The sequence below is a fragment of the Streptomyces sp. NPDC001781 genome, from assembly GCF_053596035.1.
In genome coordinates this window covers 1-19454 of the sequence record NZ_JBSFFI010000020.1, presented here as the reverse complement: position 1 = coordinate 19454, position 19454 = coordinate 1, and the positions used below count along the sequence as shown (strand labels likewise).

Below are 19454 nucleotides of genomic sequence, written 5' to 3'. Positions count from 1 at the left end.
CAAGGGACTGAACGGATCACTGCCCCGAACCCCGGCCCTGAACACCCCGCGGCCGGGCCCGCTCCCGCGGGCGTGTCCGGGGACGGGCGGAAGCGCGGAAACAGGCGAAGGGCGGTTCCGCCGGCACGGAACCGCCCCTTGGCGCGCCTGTCCCGGCGCCCCGTCACCGCCTTCGGCTACTGCTTCTTGTCGAGCACCTCGCGCACCCGCGCGCGCACGTCGTCCGTGGCCAGGCCGCGGATGGTGAGCGTGGTACGGCGGCGCAGCACGTCGTCCGGCGTCTCGGCCCACTCGTGGTCGCGGGCCCAGACGACCTGCGCCCAGATCTCCGGCGCGTCCGGGTGGACCCGCTCGGCCAGCTCCGGGTGCTCGTTGGCCAGGCGGGCGATGTCGAACGCCAGCGAACCGTAGTGGGTGGCCAGGTGGCGGGCGGTGTCGGCGCCCATGCGCGGACCGGGCGCGGGGTGGTCCACCAGCAGCCGGTGCTCGACCGCGCGCGGGTTGGCCACACCGGGCAGCGGCAGCCGCTTGGGCAGCTCCGACACCGGCTCGAAGTCGTCGCCGAGCGGGCGCCCCGGCAGCCCCTCCAGCTTCTTCAGTACGGTCCGGCCGATGTGCCGGAACGTGGTCCACTTGCCGCCCGCCACCGAGAGCATCCCGCCGGGCCCCTCGGTGACCACGGTCTCCCGCTTCGCCTTGGCGGTGTCACCGGGACCGCCCGGCAGCACCCGCAGCCCGGCGAAGGAGTAGGTGATCAGGTCCCGCTGGAGCTGCTGGTCCCGGACGGAGAACGCGGCCTCGTCCAGGATCTGGGATATGTCCGACTCGGTGACGGACACGTCCGCCGGGTCGCCCTCGTACACCTCGTCGGTGGTGCCCAGCAGCAGCATGTCCTCCCAGGGAAGGGCGAACGTGATGCGGTACTTGTCGATCGGGGTGGCCAGCGCCGCCTTCCAGGGGGCGGTGCGCTTCAGGACCAGGTGCGCGCCCTTGGACAGGCGGATGGAGGGGGCCGCGTTCGGGTCCTCCATCCGGCGCAGGTGGTCGACCCAGGGACCGGTCGCGTTCAGCACCAGGCGGGCGTTGACGCCGAACTCCTCGCCGGTGAGCCGGTCCTTCAGCTCGGCACCGGTGACCCGGCCGCGCGTGGTGCGCAGCCCGGTGACCTCGGCGTGGTTCAGCACGACCGCGCCCGCGTCGACGGCCGCGCGCACCGTCATCAGCGCCATGCGGGCGTCGTTCATCTGGTCGTCGCCGTACACGGCCACGGCCTTCAGGTTGTCGGTGCGCAGCTCGGGCACGTCCTGCGCGGCCTTGGTCGGGGTGAGCAGGTGCCCCACGCCGTCGCCGAACGCGGAGAGCGCGGAGTAGGCGAACACGCCCGCGCCGAGCTTGGCCGCGCCGTGCGGGCCGCCCTTGTAGACCGGGAGGTAGAAGGTGAGCGGGTTCGCCAGGTGGGGGGCCACCTGGCGGGAGACCGCGCGCCGTTCGAAGTGGTTCTCCGCGACCAGCTTCACCGCGCCGGTCTGGAGGTAGCGGAGCCCGCCGTGGAGCAGCTTGGAGGAGGCGGAGGAGGTCGCTCCGGCGAAGTCGCCGGCGTCGACCAGCGCCACCCTGAGTCCGGACTGCGCGGCGTGCCAGGCGGTGGAGATGCCCAGGATGCCGCCGCCGATCACAAGGAGGTCGTACGACGCCAGCGCGAGCTGCTCCCGGGTCTCGGCGCGGCTCGGGTTGGAGCCGGAGGCCGGGTGCGTGCCCAGGGCAGGTACGGACTGCAGGGTGGGGTGACTGGTCATGTCGGGTACTTCACTCCTCGTCGGAGCCGGACCTGGCGGGTCAGCTCTCGTCCTCGAGCCAGCCCATGGACCGTTCGACGGCCTTGAGCCAGTTCTTGTACTCACGGTCGCGGGTCTCCGCGTCCATGCGGGGGGTCCACTCGGCGGCCCGGCGCCAGTTGGCGCGCAGCTCGTCCGTTCCGGACCAGAAGCCGACGGCGAGACCGGCGGCGTAGGCGGCACCGAGACAGGTGGTCTCGGCGACCATCGGGCGCACCACGGGGGCGTCGAGCACGTCCGCGAGCTGCTGCATCAGCAGGTTGTTCGCGGTCATGCCGCCGTCCACCTTGAGCGTGGTCAGCTCGACCCCGGAGTCCTTGGTCATGGCGTCCGCGATCTCCCGCGTCTGCCAGGCGGTGGCCTCCAGGACGGCGCGCGCGAGGTGCGCCTTGGTCACGTACCGGGTCAGGCCGGCGATCACACCGCGGGCGTCGGAGCGCCAGTGCGGGGCGAACAGGCCGGAGAAGGCCGGCACGAAGTAGGCGCCGCCGTTGTCCTCGACCGAGAGCGCGAGGGTCTCGATCTCGGCGGCGGTGGAGATCAGGCCCATCTGGTCGCGCATCCACTGCACCAGCGAGCCGGTGACGGCGATGGAGCCCTCCAGGGCGTACACCGTCGGCTTGTCGCCGATCTTGTAGCCGACGGTGGTGAGCAGACCGGCGTAGGAGTTGATGATCTTCTCGCCGGTGTTCATCACCATGAAGGTGCCGGTGCCGTAGGTCGACTTGGTCTCGCCCTCGGAGAAGCAGGTCTGGCCGAACAGGGCCGCCTGCTGGTCGCCCAGCGCGGAGGCGACGGGGGTGCCGCCGAGCAGGTCGCCGAGGCTGCCCCCGGTGATCTCGCCGTAGACCTCGGCGGAGGAGCGGATCTCGGGGAGCATCTGCTCCGGCACCCCGATGGACTCGCAGATCTTCTTGTCCCACTCCATGGTGTGCAGGTTCATCAGCATGGTGCGCGAGGCGTTGGTGACGTCGGTGACGTGCCTGCCGCCGTCGACACCGCCGGTCAGGTTCCAGATGACCCAGCTGTCCATGGTGCCGAAGAGGATGTCCCCGGCCTCGGCGCGCTCACGCAGGCCCTCCACGTTGTCCAGCAGCCAGCGGGCCTTGGGCCCGGCGAAGTAGGACGCCAGCGGCAGACCGGTCTCGCGGCGGAAGCGGTCCTGGCCGACGTTGCGGCCCAGCTCCCGGCAGAGCGCGTCGGTGCGGGTGTCCTGCCACACGATGGCGTTGTGGACCGGCTCACCGGTGTTCTTGTCCCACAGCACGGTCGTCTCGCGCTGGTTGGTGATGCCGATGGCCTTGATGTCGTCCCGCGTGATGCCCGCCTTGGCGATCGCGGAGGCGACGACCTCCTGGACGTTCGTCCAGATCTCGTTCGCGTCGTGTTCGACCCAGCCGGGCTTGGGGAAGATCTGCTCGTGCTCCTTCTGATCGACGGAGACGATGCGGCCGTCCTTGTCGAAGACGATGCAGCGCGAGGAGGTCGTGCCCTGGTCGATCGCCGCGATGAAGGGGCCTGCGGTGTGGGCGTCGGTCACTTTGTGCTCCTGGGAGATCCGAGGTGAGGGTGGCGGTGTGTACGGCGCTTACTCGAATGATCGGTGCTTTTCGCGCAAATCGTTACTCGTCAAGCAAAAGCGACGTTGTAGATGCCCGCAGCGATCGCGCCGCCGACCAGTGGACCGACGACCGGCACCCATGCGTAGCTCCAGTCCGAACCGCCCTTGTTGGGCAGCGGCAGCAGCGCGTGCACGATGCGCGGTCCCAGGTCACGGGCCGGGTTGATCGCATACCCCGTCGGACCGCCGAGCGACAGACCGATCGAGACGACCACCAGGGCCGTGATCAGCGCGCCCACCGGGCCCAGACCGTTGCCCTCGTTGTTCAGGCCCTGCGTGAGGACCGCCAGCACCAGCACGACCGTGCCGATGATCTCCGTCAGAAGGTTCTGCACCGCGTTCCGGATCTCCGGACCGGTGGAGAAGATGCCCAGTACCGGGCCCGCGGCCGCCTCCTCTGCCTCGACCGCCTTGACCGTGTCCCGCGTGCCCGGCCCGCCGACGATCTCCTGGTCGGTCAGGTGGACGCGGAACTGGCCCATGTAGGCCACCCAGACCAGCGTCGCGCCGATCATCGCGCCCAGCAACTGGCCGCCCCAGTAGACGGGCAGCGTGCCGTAGTCGTGGTCCTTGATCGCCAGCGCCAGGGAGACGGCCGGATTGAGATGCGCGCCGGAGAGCGGCGCCGAGGTGTAGACGGCCGTCAGGACGGCGAAGCCCCACCCGAAGGCGATGGCCAGCCATCCGGCGCCGCGCGCCTTGGAGGCCTTCAGCGTCACGGCGGCACAGACGCCACCGCCGAGCAGGATGAGCACGGCGGTACCTATGGTCTCGCCGATGAAGATGTCGGAGCTGGACACCCGCGACTCCTTTGTCATTGGTCCAGGGGAACTCGGCCCTTGGCGCTGTCCCAGCCTAACGCGTATTACCGATAGGTGTTCGACAATGCCGACCGTTGGACGGGAGTCTCGCTTTCGGCGCACGCACGCGTCAAGAGTTCCGGGGGCGGAAAAAAGCACAGAACGCCGGATCGTTACGGACGGGGGCACAGCAGACCGGCCCCCACGCGAAGGCGGTGCTCAGAAGCGGGCGGCACCCAGGTCGCGGGAGACGGCGCGGGCGCAGTCCCGCACCGCCGCGACCAGCTCCGGACGCGGCTCGCCGTCCCGGCACAGCCGCTCCACGGCGCCGGCGATCCCCACCGCGCCCACCGGCATCCGGCGCCGGTCGTGGACCGGCGCGGCGATCGACGCCACGCCCTCCCAGGTCTCCTCCAGGTCGGCCGCGTAGCCGCGCGCCCGGGTGAGGTCCAGGACGTGCTCGAACTCCGCGGGCGCGCACACCGTACGGTCGGTGAACGCCTTGCGGGGGGAGTCCAGCGCCTCGCTGTGGGCCACCGGGTCGTAGGCGGAGAGCACCTTGCCGAGCGCCGTGGAGTGCAGGGGCTGCATCGCCCCGATCTCCAGCACCTGACGGCTGTCGTCCGGGCGGAAGACGTGGTGCACGATCAGCACGCCCTGCTGGTGCAGCACGCCCAGGTACACGCTCTCCCCGCTGGAGCGGGCCAGGTCGTCGGTCCACACCAGGGCCCGCGCCCGCAGCTCGTGCACGTCCAGGTAGGTGGTGCCCAGCCGCAGCAGCTCCGCGCCCAGCTGGTAGCGGCCCGACGCCTCGTCCTGCTCCACGAAGCCCTCGTGCTGGAGGGTGCGCAGGATGCCGTGCGCCGTGCCCTTGGCCAGGTCCAGCGACGAGGCGATGTCGGAGAGGCCGAGCCGCCGCTCGCCGCCCGCGAGCAGGCGCAGCATCGCGGCCGCCCGTTCGAGCGACTGGATGTTCCGTGCCATCGACGTCCTGCCTCCGTCCGCATCGGCCACCGCCGAGCCATCCCATACGCGTTCGGCAATGCCGAACACTACCGGTCCATGCCGATCTCCCGCCAATGAGCAGGGCCAGGTCCGGCCACCCGCCGGGTTCCGGCCACCGCACCCCACCGGCCGGACTCCGCCATCCGCGTCCGTGTCGTGGACGCCTGTGCCCATCCAAGCCCACCGGCGGTTACTCTGACGCCGTGCCCCACGCCCGGCCCCGGCCGGAGCGGGCGCATAGCCGACAGCCGTCGCACTCAAGGGAGCCCCTTCATGGCCTCGTCGCCGCCGTCCCCTTCCGCCGACAGCCGGACCCGTGCGTCCGCGCTCCGTCAGGCACTGGCCACCCGCGTGGTGGTCGCCGACGGAGCCATGGGCACCATGCTCCAGGCCCAGGAACCCACGCTGGACGACTTCCAGCAGCTCGAGGGCTGCAACGAGATCCTCAACCTCACCCGGCCCGACATCGTGCGCTCCGTGCACGAGGAGTACTTCGCGGCCGGCGTCGACTGCGTCGAGACCAACACCTTCGGCGCCAACCACTCCGCCCTCGGCGAGTACGACATCCCCGAGCGCGTCCACGAACTCTCCGAGTCCGGCGCCCGCGTCGCCCGCGAGGTCGCCGACGAGTTCACCGCGCGCGACGGCCGCCCCCGCTGGGTGCTGGGCTCCATGGGCCCCGGCACCAAGCTCCCCACCCTCGGCCACGCCCCGTACACCACCCTGCGCGACGCCTATCAGCGCAACGCCGAAGGACTCGTCACCGGCGGCGCCGACGCCCTGCTGATCGAGACCACCCAGGACCTCCTCCAGACCAAGGCCGCCGTCCTCGGCGCCCGGCGCGGCCTGGACGCCCTCGGCATCGACCTGCCCGTCATCGTCTCCGTCACCGTCGAGACCACCGGCACCATGCTGCTCGGCTCGGAGATCGGCGCCGCGCTCACCGCGCTGGAACCCCTGGGCATCGACATGATCGGCCTGAACTGCGCCACCGGGCCCGCCGAGATGAGCGAGCACCTGCGCCACCTCGCCCGCCACGCCCGCATCCCGCTGGCCTGCATGCCCAACGCCGGCCTGCCCGTCCTCGGCAAGGACGGCGCGCACTACCCGCTCACCGCCCCCGAGCTCGCCGACGCCCAGGAGACCTTCGTCCACGAGTACGGCCTCTCCCTGGTCGGCGGCTGCTGCGGCACCACCCCCGAGCACCTGCGCCAGGTCGTCGAGCGCGTCCGCGGCCTCGCCCCGGCCGAACGGCAGCCGCGCCCCGAGGCGGGCGCCGCCTCGCTCTACCAGTCCGTGCCGTTCCGCCAGGACACCTCCTACCTCGCCATCGGCGAGCGCACCAACGCCAACGGCTCCAAGAAGTTCCGGGAGGCCATGCTTCAGGCCCGCTGGGACGACTGCGTGGAACTGGCCCGCGAGCAGATCCGCGAGGGCGCGCACATGCTCGACCTCTGTGTGGACTACGTCGGCCGCGACGGCGTCACCGACATGGCCGAACTCGCCGGACGCCTCGCCACCGCCTCCACGCTGCCGATCGTCCTCGACTCCACCGAGGTCGACGTCATCCAGGCCGGTCTGGAGAAGCTCGGCGGCCGCGCGGTGATCAACTCGGTGAACTACGAGGACGGCGACGGTCCCGACTCCCGCTTCGCCAAGGTCACCCGGCTCGCCCGCGAGCACGGCGCCGCCCTGATCGCGCTCACCATCGACGAGGAGGGCCAGGCCCGCACCCCGGAGAAGAAGGTCGAGATCGCCGAACGGCTCATCGACGACCTCACCGGGAACTGGGGCATCCACGAGGAGGACATCCTCATCGACACCCTGACCTTCACCATCTGCACCGGTCAGGAGGAGTCCCGCAAGGACGGCATCGCCACCATCGAGGCCATCCGCGAACTCAAGCGGCGCCACCCGGACGTCCAGACCACGCTCGGCCTGTCCAACATCTCCTTCGGCCTCAACCCGGCCGCCCGCATCCTGCTGAACTCCGTCTTCCTCGACGAATGCGTCAAGGCCGGCCTGGACTCGGCCATCGTGCACGCGTCCAAGATCCTGCCCATCGCCCGCTTCAGCGAGGAGGAGGTGCAGACCGCCCTGGACCTCATCCACGACCGCCGCGCCGAGGGCTACGACCCGCTGCAGAAGCTGATGGCGCTCTTCGAGGGCGCCACCGCCAAGTCCCTGCGCGCCGGCAAGGCCGAGGAACTGGCCGCGCTGCCCCTGGACGAGCGCCTCAAGCGGCGCATCGTCGACGGCGAGCGCAACGGCCTGGAGGCCGACCTGGACGAGGCCCTGACGGACCGCCCCGCCCTCGACATCGTCAACGACACCCTGCTCGACGGCATGAAGACCGTCGGTGAACTCTTCGGCTCCGGCCAGATGCAGCTCCCCTTCGTGCTCCAGTCCGCGGAGGTCATGAAGACGGCCGTCGCGTACCTGGAACCGCACATGGAGAAAACCCCCGACGGCGAGAACGGGGCGGGCAAGGGCACCATCGTGCTGGCCACCGTGCGCGGCGACGTCCACGACATCGGCAAGAACCTCGTGGACATCATCCTGTCCAACAACGGCTACAGCGTCGTCAACCTCGGCATCAAGCAGCCCGTCTCCGCGATCCTGGACGCCGCCGAGGAACACCGCGCCGACGTCATCGGCATGTCCGGCCTGCTGGTCAAGTCCACGGTGATCATGAAGGAGAACCTGGAGGAGCTGAACCAGCGCGGCCTGGCCGCCGACTACCCGGTGATCCTGGGCGGCGCCGCCCTCACCCGCGCCTACGTCGAGCAGGACCTCCACGAGATCTACGAGGGCGAGGTCCGCTACGCCCGCGACGCCTTCGAGGGCCTGCGCCTGATGGACGCCCTCATCGGCGTCAAGCGCGGCCTGCCCGGCGCCCGGCTCCCCGAGCTCAAGCAGCGCCGGGTCCGCGCCACCCCCGCCGCCGACCTCCCCGACGCGCCCGCGCAGGAGGGCCACGTCCGCTCCGACGTGCGCACCGACAACCCGGTGCCCACCCCGCCGTTCTGGGGCACCCGCGTCGTCAAGGGCATCCAGCTCAAGGAGTACGCGTCCTGGCTGGACGAGGGCGCCCTCTTCAAGGGCCAGTGGGGTCTCAAGCAGGCCCGCACCGGCGACGGCCCCACCTACGAGGAACTGGCAGAGACCGAGGGCCGCCCCCGGCTGCGCGGCCTGCTCGACCGGCTCCAGACGGAGAACCTGCTGGAGGCCGCCGTCGTCCACGGCTACTTCCCCTGCGTCTCCAAGGACGACGACCTGATCATCCTGGACGAGGACGGCAACGAGCGCACCCGCTTCACCTTCCCCCGCCAGAGCCGGGGCCGCCGGCTCTGCCTCGCGGACTACTTCCGCCCGGAGGAGTCCGGCGAGCGGGACGTGGTCGGCCTCCAGGTCGTCACCGTCGGCTCCCGCATCGGCGAGGAGACCGCCAAGCTCTTCGAGGCCGACGCCTACCGCGACTACCTCGAACTGCACGGCCTCTCCGTCCAGCTGGCCGAAGCGCTGGCCGAGTACTGGCACGCCCGCGTCCGTGCCGAACTCGGCTTCGCCGGCGAGGACCCCGCCGGCATCGAGGACATGTTCGCCCTGAAGTACCGGGGCGCCCGCTTCTCCCTCGGCTACGGCGCCTGCCCCGATCTGGAGGACCGCGCCAAGATCGCCGACCTGCTCCAGCCGGAGCGGATCGGCGTCCAGCTCTCCGAGGAGTTCCAGCTCCACCCCGAGCAGTCCACCGACGCCATCGTCATCCACCACCCCGAGGCGAAGTACTTCAACGCCCGCTGACCGCGCCGGCCGGGCGGACACGCGCACGCAACAGGCGTTCCGGGACCGGACGACGTATGCTGGTCGGTCCACCGCAGGCCGGTTCCCTCTCCGGGAACCGGCCTGATCGTCCCTCAAGGAGGTGCGCCCGGATGACCAGCACGGTCCCCGCGCTCGGAGAACGCACGGCCGAAGGCTCCGCCCTTCAAGCGGTCCTCCTCGACATGGACGGCACCCTGGTGGACACCGAGGGCTTCTGGTGGGACGTCGAGGTCGAGGTCTTCGCCGCCCTCGGCCACGCCCTCGACGACTCCTGGCGGCACGTCGTCGTCGGCGGTCCCATGACCCGCAGCGCGGGCTTCCTCATCGAGGCCACCGGCGCCGCCATCACCCTCGCCGAACTCTCCGTCCTCCTCAACGACGGCTTCGAGGCCCGCATCGGCAGCCACCTCCCGCTGATGCCCGGCGCCGCCCGGCTGCTCGCCGAACTCCACGAGCACGCCATCCCGACCGCCCTGGTCTCCGCCTCCCACCGGCGCATCATCGACCGCGTGCTGACGGCGCTCGGCCCGCACCACTTCAGCCTCTCCATCGGCGGTGACGAGGTCTCCCGCACCAAGCCCCACCCCGACCCCTACCTGCTGGCCGCCGCCGGACTCGGCGCCGACCCGGCCCGGTGCGCCGTCATCGAGGACACCGCCACCGGCGTCGCCTCGGCCGAGGCCGCCGGCTGCCATGTGGTCGCCGTGCCCTCCATCGCCCCCATCGTCCCGGCCGAACGGCGCACCGTCGTGCCCTCACTGGAACAGGTCGACCTGTCTTTTCTGCGCGGCCTGATGACGCTCACGCACTAGGCGTTCACCCAGCGTGCGAAAACAATGCTGACCAGGGGCGCAATTCCGCGGAGTCGCGCCCCGACGGTAATTCCCCGCTCGCCGGACCGGCTGAATTCCGGTACGCCGGGCTTCAGTTGACACTGTGACGTTCGTCACCCGGAGCGGCCTCGACAACGCCGCCCGCGTGTGCAGAAATCGGCGCCGAACGCCCCGTTCGCAGGCCCATGTGTCCCGATTGATGGGTCGTTGTGCGAATCCTGCCTCTGTCGGTTTTTCGGTGCGTCCACACCCGGTTTCACTGCGTGATGAGCCCTCAACTCAAGGGACCGCGAAGCGCCTCGCGGGCGCGGACTAATGTCGTCGCGACAACATCGCAGCAACCCCCGTGATCCATCGAGCCCACCTGAAGCCCGCCGGGTCCACGGAATCAAACAGCTCTGGAGAACGTCCCGCATGAACCGCAAGACTCTGGTGCTGCCGGCAGTGGCCGGCCTGCTCACGCCGGTTCTCGCCGCGTGCGGCGGAACCGACAGCGGGGCCAAGAACGGCGACCCCATCGTCGTCGGCACCACGGACCGGTTCACGGCCACGAGCGACGCCCCCGCGCCCCTCGACCCCGCCTACGCCTACGACGTCGGCACCTGGAACCTCCTGCGCCAGACCGTGCAGACGCTGATGACCCAGCCCAAGGGCGAGGGCAGCCCCGTCCCGGAGGCCGCCGAGAGCTGCGGCTTCACCGACACCGGCAACGAGCGCTACGCCTGCAAGCTGCGCAGCGGCCTCAAGTTCGCCTCCGGCGACCCGGTCACCGCCGCCGATGTGAAGTTCTCCATCGACCGCGCCATCAAGCTCCAGGCCGACAGCGGTGTCGCCGCCCTGCTGAACACCGTCGACACCGTCGAGACGCAGGGCGACCGCGAGGTCATCTTCCACCTGAAGACGGCCGACGCCACGTTCCCCTTCAAGCTGTCCACCCCCGTCGCGGGCATCGTGAACCCCAAGATCTACGCCCAGGGCAAGCTCCGCGACGGCTTCGAGGTCGACGGCTCCGGCCCGTACACCTTCAAGGCCCAGGTCAAGGGCGACGCCATGGTCAGCGTGACGTTCACCAAGAACCCCTCGTACAAGGGCAGTTCCGAGCTGAACAACGACAAGGTGGAGATCCGCTCCTTCGACGACGCCGACGCGATGGGCGCCGCCCTCGACCGCGGCGACATCGACGTGATGACCCGCACCATGTCGCCGAGCCAGATCCAGAAGCTCGACGGAGGCTCCGACGAGCACGCCGACCTCGTCGACATGCCGGGTCTCGAGATCCGCTACCTCGCCTTCAACACCAACGCGCAGACGGTCAAGGACAAGGCCGTCCGCCAGGCCATCGCCCAGGTCATCAACCGCGGCGAACTGGTCTCCAAGGTCTACGGCACCCAGGCCGAGCCGCTGTACTCCCTGGTGCCCGCCACCCTGACCGGCCACTCCAACTCGTTCTTCAACAAGTACGGCGACCCGAACCCCGCCAAGGCCAAGCTGCTGCTCGCCAAGGCCGGCGTCACCGCCCCGCTCAAGCTGACGCTGCACTACACCACCGACCACTACGGCTCCGCCACCAAGCAGGAGTTCGAGGTCCTGCAGAAGCAGCTCAACGACAGCGGCCTGTTCGACGTCAGCATCCAGGGCCACCCCTGGGCCACCTTCCGCCCCGCGGAGCAGAAGGGCCGGTACGACGTCTACGGCATGGGCTGGTTCCCCGACTTCCCGGACGCCGACAACTTCGTGGCACCGTTCCTCGACAAGGACAACTTCCTCGGCTCGCCGTACGCCAACAGCACGATCCAGCGGACGCTGATCCCCGAGTCGCGCCGCGAGGCCGACCGCCTCGACGCGGGCAAGAGCCTCACCGAGATCCAGGACATCGTCGCCGAGGACGTGCCCGTACTGCCGCTGTGGCAGGGCAAGCAGTACGTCGCCGCACGGGACGACATCACGGGTTCCTCGTACGCCCTGAACTCCTCGTCGACGCTTCAGCTGTGGGAGCTCGGCCGTGGCGTGAGCGGCTGACCCCGCCCTCCCCCCGCGCCCCGACGGCAGCACCGGCACGGTGAAGCCCGGGAACCCGGCGAGAGCTGACGAAACGCGCCCGCACGCGCCGAGGGCGCCCCTCCACCAGGAGGGGCGCCCTCGGCGCGTGCACTACTGCGCCCCCGGCCGCACCAGACCGCTCTCGTAGGCGTACACCGCCGCCTGTACCCGGTCCCTCAGACCCAGCTTCGTCAGCACATGCCCCACATGGGTCTTCACCGTCGTCTCGCTCACGAACAGATCCGCCGCGATCTCCGCGTTCGACAGCCCCCGCGCCACCAGCTTCAGCACCTCCACCTCACGGTCCGTCAGCGTGCTGAGCGTGCTCGGCGCCGGCTCCTCACCCGAGGGCAGATGCGTCGCGTACTTGTCCAGCAGCCGCCGCGTGATGCTCGGCGCCAGCATCGCCTCGCCCGCCGCCACCACCCGGATCGCCTGCACCAGCTCGTCCGCCGGAGCGTCCTTCAGCAGGAACCCGCTCGCCCCCGCCCTGAGCGCCTCCACCACGTACTCGTCCAGATCGAACGTCGTCAGCACCAGCACCTTCGCCGGACCGTCCCGCTCCGGACCCGTGATCTGCCGGGTCGCCTCCACCCCGTCCATCCGGGGCATCCGGATATCCATCAGCACGACATCCGGCTGCAGCGCACGCACCTGATCGAGCGCCTGCAGACCGTCACCGGCCTCACCGACGACCGCCAGATCCGGCTCCGCCTCCAGAATCATCCGGAACCCGGTACGCAACAGCGGCTGGTCATCGACCAGAAGGACGCGGATGGCCACCTGAGAACTCCTTCGCTAGACCGGCCCCATTCTGCCCGCGTCCTCCGCGCCCGGCTCCGCCGCCCTCACCGCGAGCGGATACGGCGGGGGAGTGCCCCCGAACTCCGGGCACACCGCCTGGTGATCGCACCAGCCGCACAGCTTCGTCGGCCGAGGCCGCCACACCCCCGACTCCGTCGCCTCCCGGATCGCCGCCCACAACGCCATCAGCTTCCGCTCCACCCGCTCCAGATCGGCCGGCACCGGGTCGTACGTCAGCACGTCACCACTGCCGAGATACACGAGCTGCAGCCGGCGCGGCACCACCCGCTTCAGCCGCCACACCACCAGCGCGTAGAACTTCATCTGGAACAGCGCGTCCTCCGCGTACTCCGGGCGCGGCGCCTTCCCCGTCTTGTAGTCGACGATGCGCACCTCACCCGTCGGCGCCACGTCCACCCGGTCGATGATCCCGCGCAGCCGCAGCCCCGAATCCAGCTCCGTCTCCACGAACATCTCGCGCTCGGCCGGCTCCAGCCGCGTCGGGTCCTCCAGCGAGAACCAGCGCTCCACCAGCCGCTCCGCCTCATCCAGCCAGCGCGCCAGCCGCTCACCGCCCAGATCACCCTCGAACAGCTCCGAGAGCTCCGGCCGGCTCTCCCGCAACCGGTCCCACTGCGCCGGGATCAACGACTTCGCCGCCGGCGCCGTACGCTCCGCCGCCGGCACGTCGAACAGCCGCTCCAGCACCGCGTGCACCAGCGTGCCCCGCGTCGCCGCCTCGCTCGGCTTCTCCGGCAGCCGGTCGATCACCCGGAAGCGGTACAGCAGCGGACACCGCATGAAATCGCTCGCCCGCGACGGAGACAGTGACGACGGCGCCACGACGACCCGCGCGACACCCTCCGCGCCGCCCCCGCCACCCGGAACACCCTCGGGGGCACTGCCCACACCGCTGCTCTCCATGACCCAAGACCATACGGCCCGGCACCGACAGCGACCCAGCCGCTCACCCCACACCCCCAGAACAGCAGGGTGCCGGAGCGGACCGCGCCACCCGGGCCGCATACCATCGACCCGAGACCCTTCCGCCCGGCCACGCGCGGAAGACGCACCGAACGAGGGGACACCGTGGACGTGACCGGCGGGAACGGGCAGCCGCAGCCGGACGAGAACCACCCGGCCGAGCACCCCCCAGCGCCTCCGACCCCGAACCCCGAACACGACCCCGAACACGAGTCCGCGCACGATCAGGACCATCCCGATCGGCCCGGACCCGACGACACCGACCGCACCGAGCACGACCGCTCCCTCGCCCACGCCGGCATCGCCCGCACCGACCCGCCCCCGAAGCGCCCCAGGGAACCGGGCGGCGGCATCCTCATGGGCCGCCCCTTCGGCGTACCCGTCTACGTCGCCCCGAGCTGGTTCCTCGTCGCCGCCCTCATCACCTGGGTCTTCGGCGGCCAGCTCGACCGCGTCCTGCCCGAACTCGGCGCCCTGCGCTACCTGGTCTCCCTTTTCTTCGCGGTCGCCTTCTACGCCTCCGTCCTCGTCCACGAACTCGCGCACACCCTCGCCGCCCTCCGCTTCGAACTCCCCGTCCGCCGCATCCAGCTCCAGTTCTTCGGCGGCGTCTCCGAGATCGAGAAGGAAGCCGAGACACCCGGCCGCGAGTTCGTCCTCGCCTTCGTCGGCCCCCTGCTCTCCCTCGTCCTCGCCGGACTCTTCTACCTCGCCCTCAAACCCGTCGAGCCCGGCACCGTCCCCGGCGTCCTCCTCGCCGGGCTGATGATCTCCAACCTGATCGTCGCGATCTTCAACCTCCTGCCCGGCCTCCCCCTCGACGGCGGCCGCATGCTCCGCGCCGTCGTCTGGAAGATCACCGGCCGCCCCATGGCGGGAACCGTCGCCGCCGCCTGGGTCGGCCGCGCCCTCGCCGTCTCCGTCCTCGTCGGACTGCCCCTGCTCAACCAGTCCGGCGCCCTCGGCGGCGACCGGGACGTCAGCGGCATGGACACCGTCACCGACGCCCTGCTCGCCGCGATCCTCGCCGCCATCATCTGGACCGGCGCCGGCAACAGCCTCCGCATGGCCCGGCTGCGCGAACACCTCCCCGACCTCCGCGCCCGCACCCTCACCCGCCGCGCCGTCCCCGTCCGGAGCGACACCCCCCTCTCCGAGGGCCTGCGCCGCGCCAACGCCGCCGGCGCCCGCGCCCTCGTCGTCGTCGACGCCGACGGCACCCCCCTCTCCCTCGTCCGTGAGGCCGCCATCGTCGGCGTCCCCGAACACCGCCGCCCCTGGGTCCCCGTCGGCGAACTCGCCCAGGACCTCACCGACGGCATGCGCGTCTCCGCCGAACTCTCCGGCGAGGAACTGCTCGACACCCTCCGCGCCACCCCCGCGACGGAGTACCTGGTGGTCGAGAACACCGGCGAGATCTACGGAGTCCTCTCCGCGGCGGACGTCGAGCGCGCCTTCGTCAAGGCCATGGCGCGCCCCTCCTGAACCCACCGGGGATCATGGTCTTCGCCCCCTGCGGCTGCCGGTAAGCTGGTCACATGTCCGAACCGACCGGTGCCGCCCGCAGGCGCGGGCCCTTCAAGGTCGGGGACCAGGTTCAGCTGACCGACCCCAAGGGCCGCCACTACACGTTCACGCTCGAAGCCGGGAAGAACTTCCACACCCACAAGGGCTCCTTCCCGCACGACGAACTGATCGGCGCTCCCGAGGGCAGCGTTGTCCGCACCACCGGCAACGTCGCCTACCTCGCGCTGCGCCCCCTGCTCCCCGACTACGTCCTGTCCATGCCCCGCGGCGCCGCCGTGGTCTACCCCAAGGACGCGGGGCAGATCCTGGCCTTCGCCGACATCTTCCCCGGCGCCCGCGTCGTCGAGGCGGGCGTGGGCTCCGGCTCGCTGAGCAGCTTCCTGCTGCGCGCCATCGGCGACCAGGGCATGCTGCACTCCTACGAGCGCCGCGAGGACTTCGCCGAGATCGCCAAGCAGAACGTCGAGCGCTACTTCGGCGGCGAACACCCCGCCTGGCAGCTCACCGTCGGCGACCTCCAGGACAACCTGTCCGACACCGACGTCGACCGCGTCATCCTCGACATGCTCGCCCCCTGGGAATGCCTGGAGGCCGTCTCCAAGGCACTCGTCCCCGGCGGCATCCTCTGCGCCTACGTCGCCACCACCACCCAGCTCGCCCGGACCGTCGAGTCCATCCGCGAGATCGGCTGCTTCAACGAGCCGACCGCCTGGGAGACGATGATCCGCAACTGGCACATCGAGGGCCTGGCCGTCCGTCCGGACCACCGCATGATCGGCCACACCGGCTTCCTGCTCACCGCCCGCCGCCTCGCCGACGGCGTCGAGCCGCCCATGCGCCGCCGCCGCCCCGCCAAGGGCGCCTACGGCGAGGACTACGCCGGCCCCAACGCCGACGGCGGCGCGGGCCGCTGACCCGCACCCACCCCGCATCCACCCAGGGCGCCGTGCCCCGACCTCCCGCCACCACGGGAACCAAGGGCACGGCGTCCTCGCGTTCCCCCTCGCGGCAGCCACCCCGCACCCCGCCGGAACCGCACCCGCCCCCGCCGTTCCCACCCACCGTGACGTGTGACACCATGCTGGCCACCCCTTCACCGGCACAGCCCCACAGGAGACCCTCCTAGTGCAGCAATCCGCCGTCCCGGAGCTCGCCCGCACGGACACCCGGCCCATCCACTGGGCCGCCACGGCCACAGCGGTCGCCGGCGTGATCGCACTGTCCTCCCTCGTCCAGCCCGGCCCGGCCACCGCGGCCCAGCCGACCACCGCCACCGAGGCCAGGCCCGCCCCCGCACCCACCGCCACCACCCCGCCCGGCACCACCGGCGTCGCCTTCCCGCTCGACTGCGGCCCCGTCGAAGCCGTCGTCGCCCGCAGGACCAGCGGCGACCTCGACGGCGACGGCAAACCCGAGACCGTCGCCGTCGTCCACTGCGACGCCGCCATGGGCACCCCACCTGACGCCGTCTACGTCCTCACCCGCGACGCCACCGACGGCCGGCCCCGCGTCGTCGCCACCCTCGTCCAGGCCGCCGACCGCCTCACCGCCACCGATCTCGCCATCCGCGACCGCACCGTGACGGCCACCCTCCTCGGCTACTCCACCGACGACGTACCGAGCTGCTGCCCCGACGTGAAGAAAGCCGCCGCCTGGCGCTGGGACGGCCGCGCCTTCCTGCGCTCCACCCCGGCCGACACCCGCGGCGTCTGACCCCGAACGCACGAGACGCGCGCATGCCCCCGCACGCGCGCGTCCTCGACCGGGATCCGCCGGGCCTGCCGGGACTCAGTCCGCCTCGGGCCCGTACACCTCGACCTTGTCCGAAACCCGGCGCACATGGATGCACGCCCCCGGACACTCCTTCGCCGAATCCACCACGTCCGTGAGCAGCGGCAGCGGCACCGGCACCGCCGCCCCCACGGCCTGGAGCAACTCGTCGTCGTCGTCCTTCACATAGGCCAGCCCGTCGATGTCCAGCTCGAACACCTCCGGCGCGTACTGGGCGCAGATCCCGTCACCGGTACACAGGTCCTGGTCGATCCAGACCTCCAGCGCCTCGCCGTCCGGGGCCTCCTGCTGCACGCTCAACTCTCCTGACCTCAAATCGCCGGACCCGTCCGCCGGCGGCTGTCGAACACCCCGACCCTACCCCCGCCTCCCGATTTCCCACCGTCCGCACCTGCCCGGCCGACGGATCACCCGGAACAAGCGGCTTCCGCGTCACGTTCAGTGGGTATCCCCTCCGTGCGAGAGGGAGCGCACCGGGTGACCGACGACACACCTTGACAGTCTTTGTGATCTAGGGGTTTCAATCGACACCCACCCAGGTAGGGTCTGGAAGCGTCCAGCTCCCCTTGGAGGAGGTGAGGACCGTGGCAGCCCACGACGACGACATCAACCGCGGCATCCGCTCGGGACGAGGGTCCGACGACCCCGCCGGACAGATCGCCTATCTTGAGCAGGAGATCGCCGTCCTGCGCCGCAAGCTCGCCGACTCTCCGCGGCACACGAGGATTCTCGAGGAGCGGATCGTCGAGCTTCAGACCAATCTGGCCGGCGTCTCCGCACAGAACGAGCGCCTGGCCGGCACACTCCGCGAGGCCCGCGACCAGATCGTGGCCCTCAAGGAGGAAGTCGACCGGCTCGCCCAGCCGCCGGCCGGCTTCGGAGCGTTCCTCCAGGCCAACGAGGACGGCACCGCCGACATCTTCACCGGCGGCCGCAAACTCCGGGTCAACGTCAGCCCGAGCGTCGAACTCGACGACCTCAGGCGCGGCCAGGAAGTCATGCTCAACGAAGCTCTCAACGTGGTCGAGGCCATGGAGTACGAGAGCGTCGGCGACATCGTCACCCTCAAGGAGATCCTCGAGGACGGCGAACGAGCCCTGGTACTGGGACACACCGACGAGGAACGCGTGGTCCGGCTCGCCGAACCGCTCCGGGGCATCACCATCCGCCCCGGCGACGCACTCCTCCTCGAACCCCGCTCCGGCTACGTCTACGAGGTCGTGCCCAAGAGCGAGGTCGAGGAACTTGTCCTCGAAGAAGTCCCCGACATCGGCTACGAACAGATCGGCGGACTCGGCGGCCAGATCGAGGCCATCCGCGACGCCGTCGAACTCCCCTACCTCTACCCCGACCTCTTCAAGGAGCACGAGCTGCGCCCGCCCAAGGGCGTCCTGCTCTACGGCCCCCCCGGATGCGGTAAGACCCTGATCGCCAAGGCCGTCGCCAACTCGCTCGCCAAGAAGGTCGCGGAAGTGACCGGACAGGCCGCGGGCAAGAGCTTCTTCCTCAACATCAAGGGCCCCGAGCTGCTCAACAAGTACGTCGGCGAGACCGAGCGGCAGATCCGCCTCGTCTTCCAGCGTGCCCGGGAGAAGGCCAGCGAGGGCACCCCCGTCATCGTCTTCTTCGACGAGATGGAATCCCTCTTCCGTACCCGTGGCTCCGGCGTCAGCTCCGACGTCGAGAACACCATCGTCCCCCAGCTCCTCGCGGAGATCGACGGTGTCGAGGGCCTCCAGAACGTGGTCGTCATCGGCGCCTCCAACCGCGAGGACATGATCGACCCCGCCATCCTCCGGCCCGGCCGGCTCGACGTGAAGATCAAGATCGAGCGCCCGGACGCCGAAGCCGCCAAGGACATCTTCGGCAAGTACCTCACCGAGCGCCTCCCGCTGCACCCCGACGACCTCGGCGAGCACGGCGGCGACAAGGAGATCACCGTCCAGAGCATGATCCAGACGGCGGTCGAGCAGATGTACGCCGAATCCGAGGAGAACCGCTTCCTGGAAGTCACCTACGCCAACGGAGACAAGGAAGTCCTCTACTTCAAGGACTTCAACTCCGGCGCCATGATCGAGAACATCGTCGGCCGCGCCAAGAAAATGGCGATCAAGGACTTCCTCGACAAGAGCCAGAAGGGCCTCCGCGTCTCCCACCTCCTCCAGGCATGCGTGGACGAGTTCAAGGAGAACGAGGACCTGCCCAACACCACCAACCCCGACGACTGGGCCCGCATCTCCGGAAAGAAGGGCGAACGGATCGTCTACATCCGCACCCTCATCACCGGAAAGCAGGGCGCGGACACCGGACGGTCCATCGACACGGTGGCGAACACCGGTCAGTACCTGTAAAGGGCGGAGCGGCTGCGGATGCCCGCCACGGGCATCCG

Annotated in this window: 14 protein-coding genes; 7 read left to right on the top strand and 7 right to left on the bottom strand. The window is 70.5% G+C overall.

Annotation, left to right across the window (positions count from 1 at the left end):
* Window positions 1-176: 176 nt before the first annotated feature.
* The 4 genes from ACWCV3_RS19310 to ACWCV3_RS19295 form a co-directional block, all read right to left on the bottom strand.
* Window positions 177-1796 carry an FAD-dependent oxidoreductase gene (locus ACWCV3_RS19310; protein WP_451225271.1) on the bottom strand — a complete coding sequence of 540 codons (1620 nt, stop codon included), beginning with the start codon at window positions 1794-1796 and terminating at the stop codon, window positions 177-179.
* A 40-nt stretch (window positions 1797-1836) separates the two neighbouring features.
* Window positions 1837-3375: a glycerol kinase GlpK gene (gene glpK, locus ACWCV3_RS19305; protein ID WP_451225268.1), complete on the bottom strand. Its 1539-nt coding sequence runs from the start codon at window positions 3373-3375 to the stop codon at window positions 1837-1839.
* Between the two features lie 89 nt (window positions 3376-3464).
* A complete protein-coding gene (locus ACWCV3_RS19300; RefSeq protein ID WP_451225265.1) occupies window positions 3465-4256 on the bottom strand; it encodes an MIP/aquaporin family protein in 792 nt (263 codons plus the stop codon).
* Between the two features lie 219 nt (window positions 4257-4475).
* A complete protein-coding gene (locus ACWCV3_RS19295; RefSeq protein WP_451225262.1) occupies window positions 4476-5240 on the bottom strand; it encodes an IclR family transcriptional regulator in 765 nt (254 codons plus the stop codon).
* Window positions 5241-5534: 294 nt separating this feature from the next.
* On the opposite strand from ACWCV3_RS19295, the gene metH reads away from it, so the two are divergent.
* From metH to ACWCV3_RS19280, 3 genes are all read left to right on the top strand, one after another.
* Window positions 5535-9065, top strand: a complete 3531-nt coding sequence (metH, locus tag ACWCV3_RS19290; protein ID WP_451225259.1) for a methionine synthase — start codon at window positions 5535-5537, stop codon at window positions 9063-9065.
* Window positions 9066-9196: 131 nt separating this feature from the next.
* Entirely contained in the window at window positions 9197-9898 is a 702-nt protein-coding gene (locus ACWCV3_RS19285) for an HAD family hydrolase (protein ID WP_451225256.1), read from the top strand.
* Window positions 9899-10333: 435 nt separating this feature from the next.
* The gene (locus ACWCV3_RS19280) at window positions 10334-11938 is read left to right on the top strand and encodes an ABC transporter substrate-binding protein (RefSeq protein ID WP_451225253.1); all 1605 of its coding nucleotides are present in this window, start codon (window positions 10334-10336) and stop codon (window positions 11936-11938) included.
* Window positions 11939-12070: 132 nt separating this feature from the next.
* On the opposite strand, the gene ACWCV3_RS19275 is transcribed toward ACWCV3_RS19280, so the two are convergent.
* Together ACWCV3_RS19275 and ACWCV3_RS19270 are read right to left on the bottom strand one after the other, a co-directional pair.
* A complete protein-coding gene (locus tag ACWCV3_RS19275) occupies window positions 12071-12742 on the bottom strand; it encodes a response regulator (RefSeq protein WP_451225250.1) in 672 nt (223 codons plus the stop codon).
* Window positions 12743-12757: 15 nt separating this feature from the next.
* Window positions 12758-13687, bottom strand: coding sequence for a RecB family exonuclease (locus ACWCV3_RS19270; RefSeq protein ID WP_451225247.1), 930 nt, complete (start codon window positions 13685-13687; stop codon window positions 12758-12760).
* Window positions 13688-13756: 69 nt separating this feature from the next.
* On the opposite strand from ACWCV3_RS19270, the gene ACWCV3_RS19265 reads away from it, so the two are divergent.
* The 3 genes from ACWCV3_RS19265 (at window position 13757) to ACWCV3_RS19255 (ending at window position 16987) form a co-directional block, all read left to right on the top strand.
* Window positions 13757-15232, top strand: coding sequence for a site-2 protease family protein (locus tag ACWCV3_RS19265; RefSeq protein WP_451225244.1), 1476 nt, complete (start codon window positions 13757-13759; stop codon window positions 15230-15232).
* A gap of 53 nt (window positions 15233-15285) precedes the next feature.
* Entirely contained in the window at window positions 15286-16188 is a 903-nt protein-coding gene (locus ACWCV3_RS19260) for a tRNA (adenine-N1)-methyltransferase (RefSeq protein WP_030812697.1), read from the top strand.
* Between the two features lie 211 nt (window positions 16189-16399).
* On the top strand, window positions 16400-16987 hold the full coding sequence (locus ACWCV3_RS19255; protein ID WP_451225241.1) for a hypothetical protein: 588 nt from the start codon (window positions 16400-16402) through the stop codon (window positions 16985-16987).
* A 75-nt stretch (window positions 16988-17062) separates the two neighbouring features.
* On the opposite strand, the gene ACWCV3_RS19250 is transcribed toward ACWCV3_RS19255, so the two are convergent.
* The gene (locus ACWCV3_RS19250; RefSeq protein ID WP_451225238.1) at window positions 17063-17365 is read right to left on the bottom strand and encodes a ferredoxin; all 303 of its coding nucleotides are present in this window, start codon (window positions 17363-17365) and stop codon (window positions 17063-17065) included.
* Window positions 17366-17649: 284 nt separating this feature from the next.
* Between ACWCV3_RS19250 and arc the strand changes: the two genes are divergently transcribed.
* A complete protein-coding gene (arc, locus tag ACWCV3_RS19245; RefSeq protein WP_451225235.1) occupies window positions 17650-19416 on the top strand; it encodes a proteasome ATPase in 1767 nt (588 codons plus the stop codon).
* The last annotated feature ends 38 nt before the right edge of the window (window positions 19417-19454 follow it).

Coding starts and splice junctions, on each gene's coding strand:
- ACWCV3_RS19280 (WP_451225253.1), top strand. CDS start 10,334: ATGAACCGCAAGACTCTGGTGCTGCCGGCAGTGGCCGGCCTGCTCACG.
- ACWCV3_RS19295 (WP_451225262.1), bottom strand. CDS start 5,240: ATGGCACGGAACATCCAGTCGCTCGAACGGGCGGCCGCGATGCTGCGC.
- metH (WP_451225259.1), top strand. CDS start 5,535: ATGGCCTCGTCGCCGCCGTCCCCTTCCGCCGACAGCCGGACCCGTGCG.
- ACWCV3_RS19310 (WP_451225271.1), bottom strand. CDS start 1,796: ATGACCAGTCACCCCACCCTGCAGTCCGTACCTGCCCTGGGCACGCAC.
- ACWCV3_RS19285 (WP_451225256.1), top strand. CDS start 9,197: ATGACCAGCACGGTCCCCGCGCTCGGAGAACGCACGGCCGAAGGCTCC.
- ACWCV3_RS19260 (WP_030812697.1), top strand. CDS start 15,286: ATGTCCGAACCGACCGGTGCCGCCCGCAGGCGCGGGCCCTTCAAGGTC.
- ACWCV3_RS19270 (WP_451225247.1), bottom strand. CDS start 13,687: ATGGAGAGCAGCGGTGTGGGCAGTGCCCCCGAGGGTGTTCCGGGTGGC.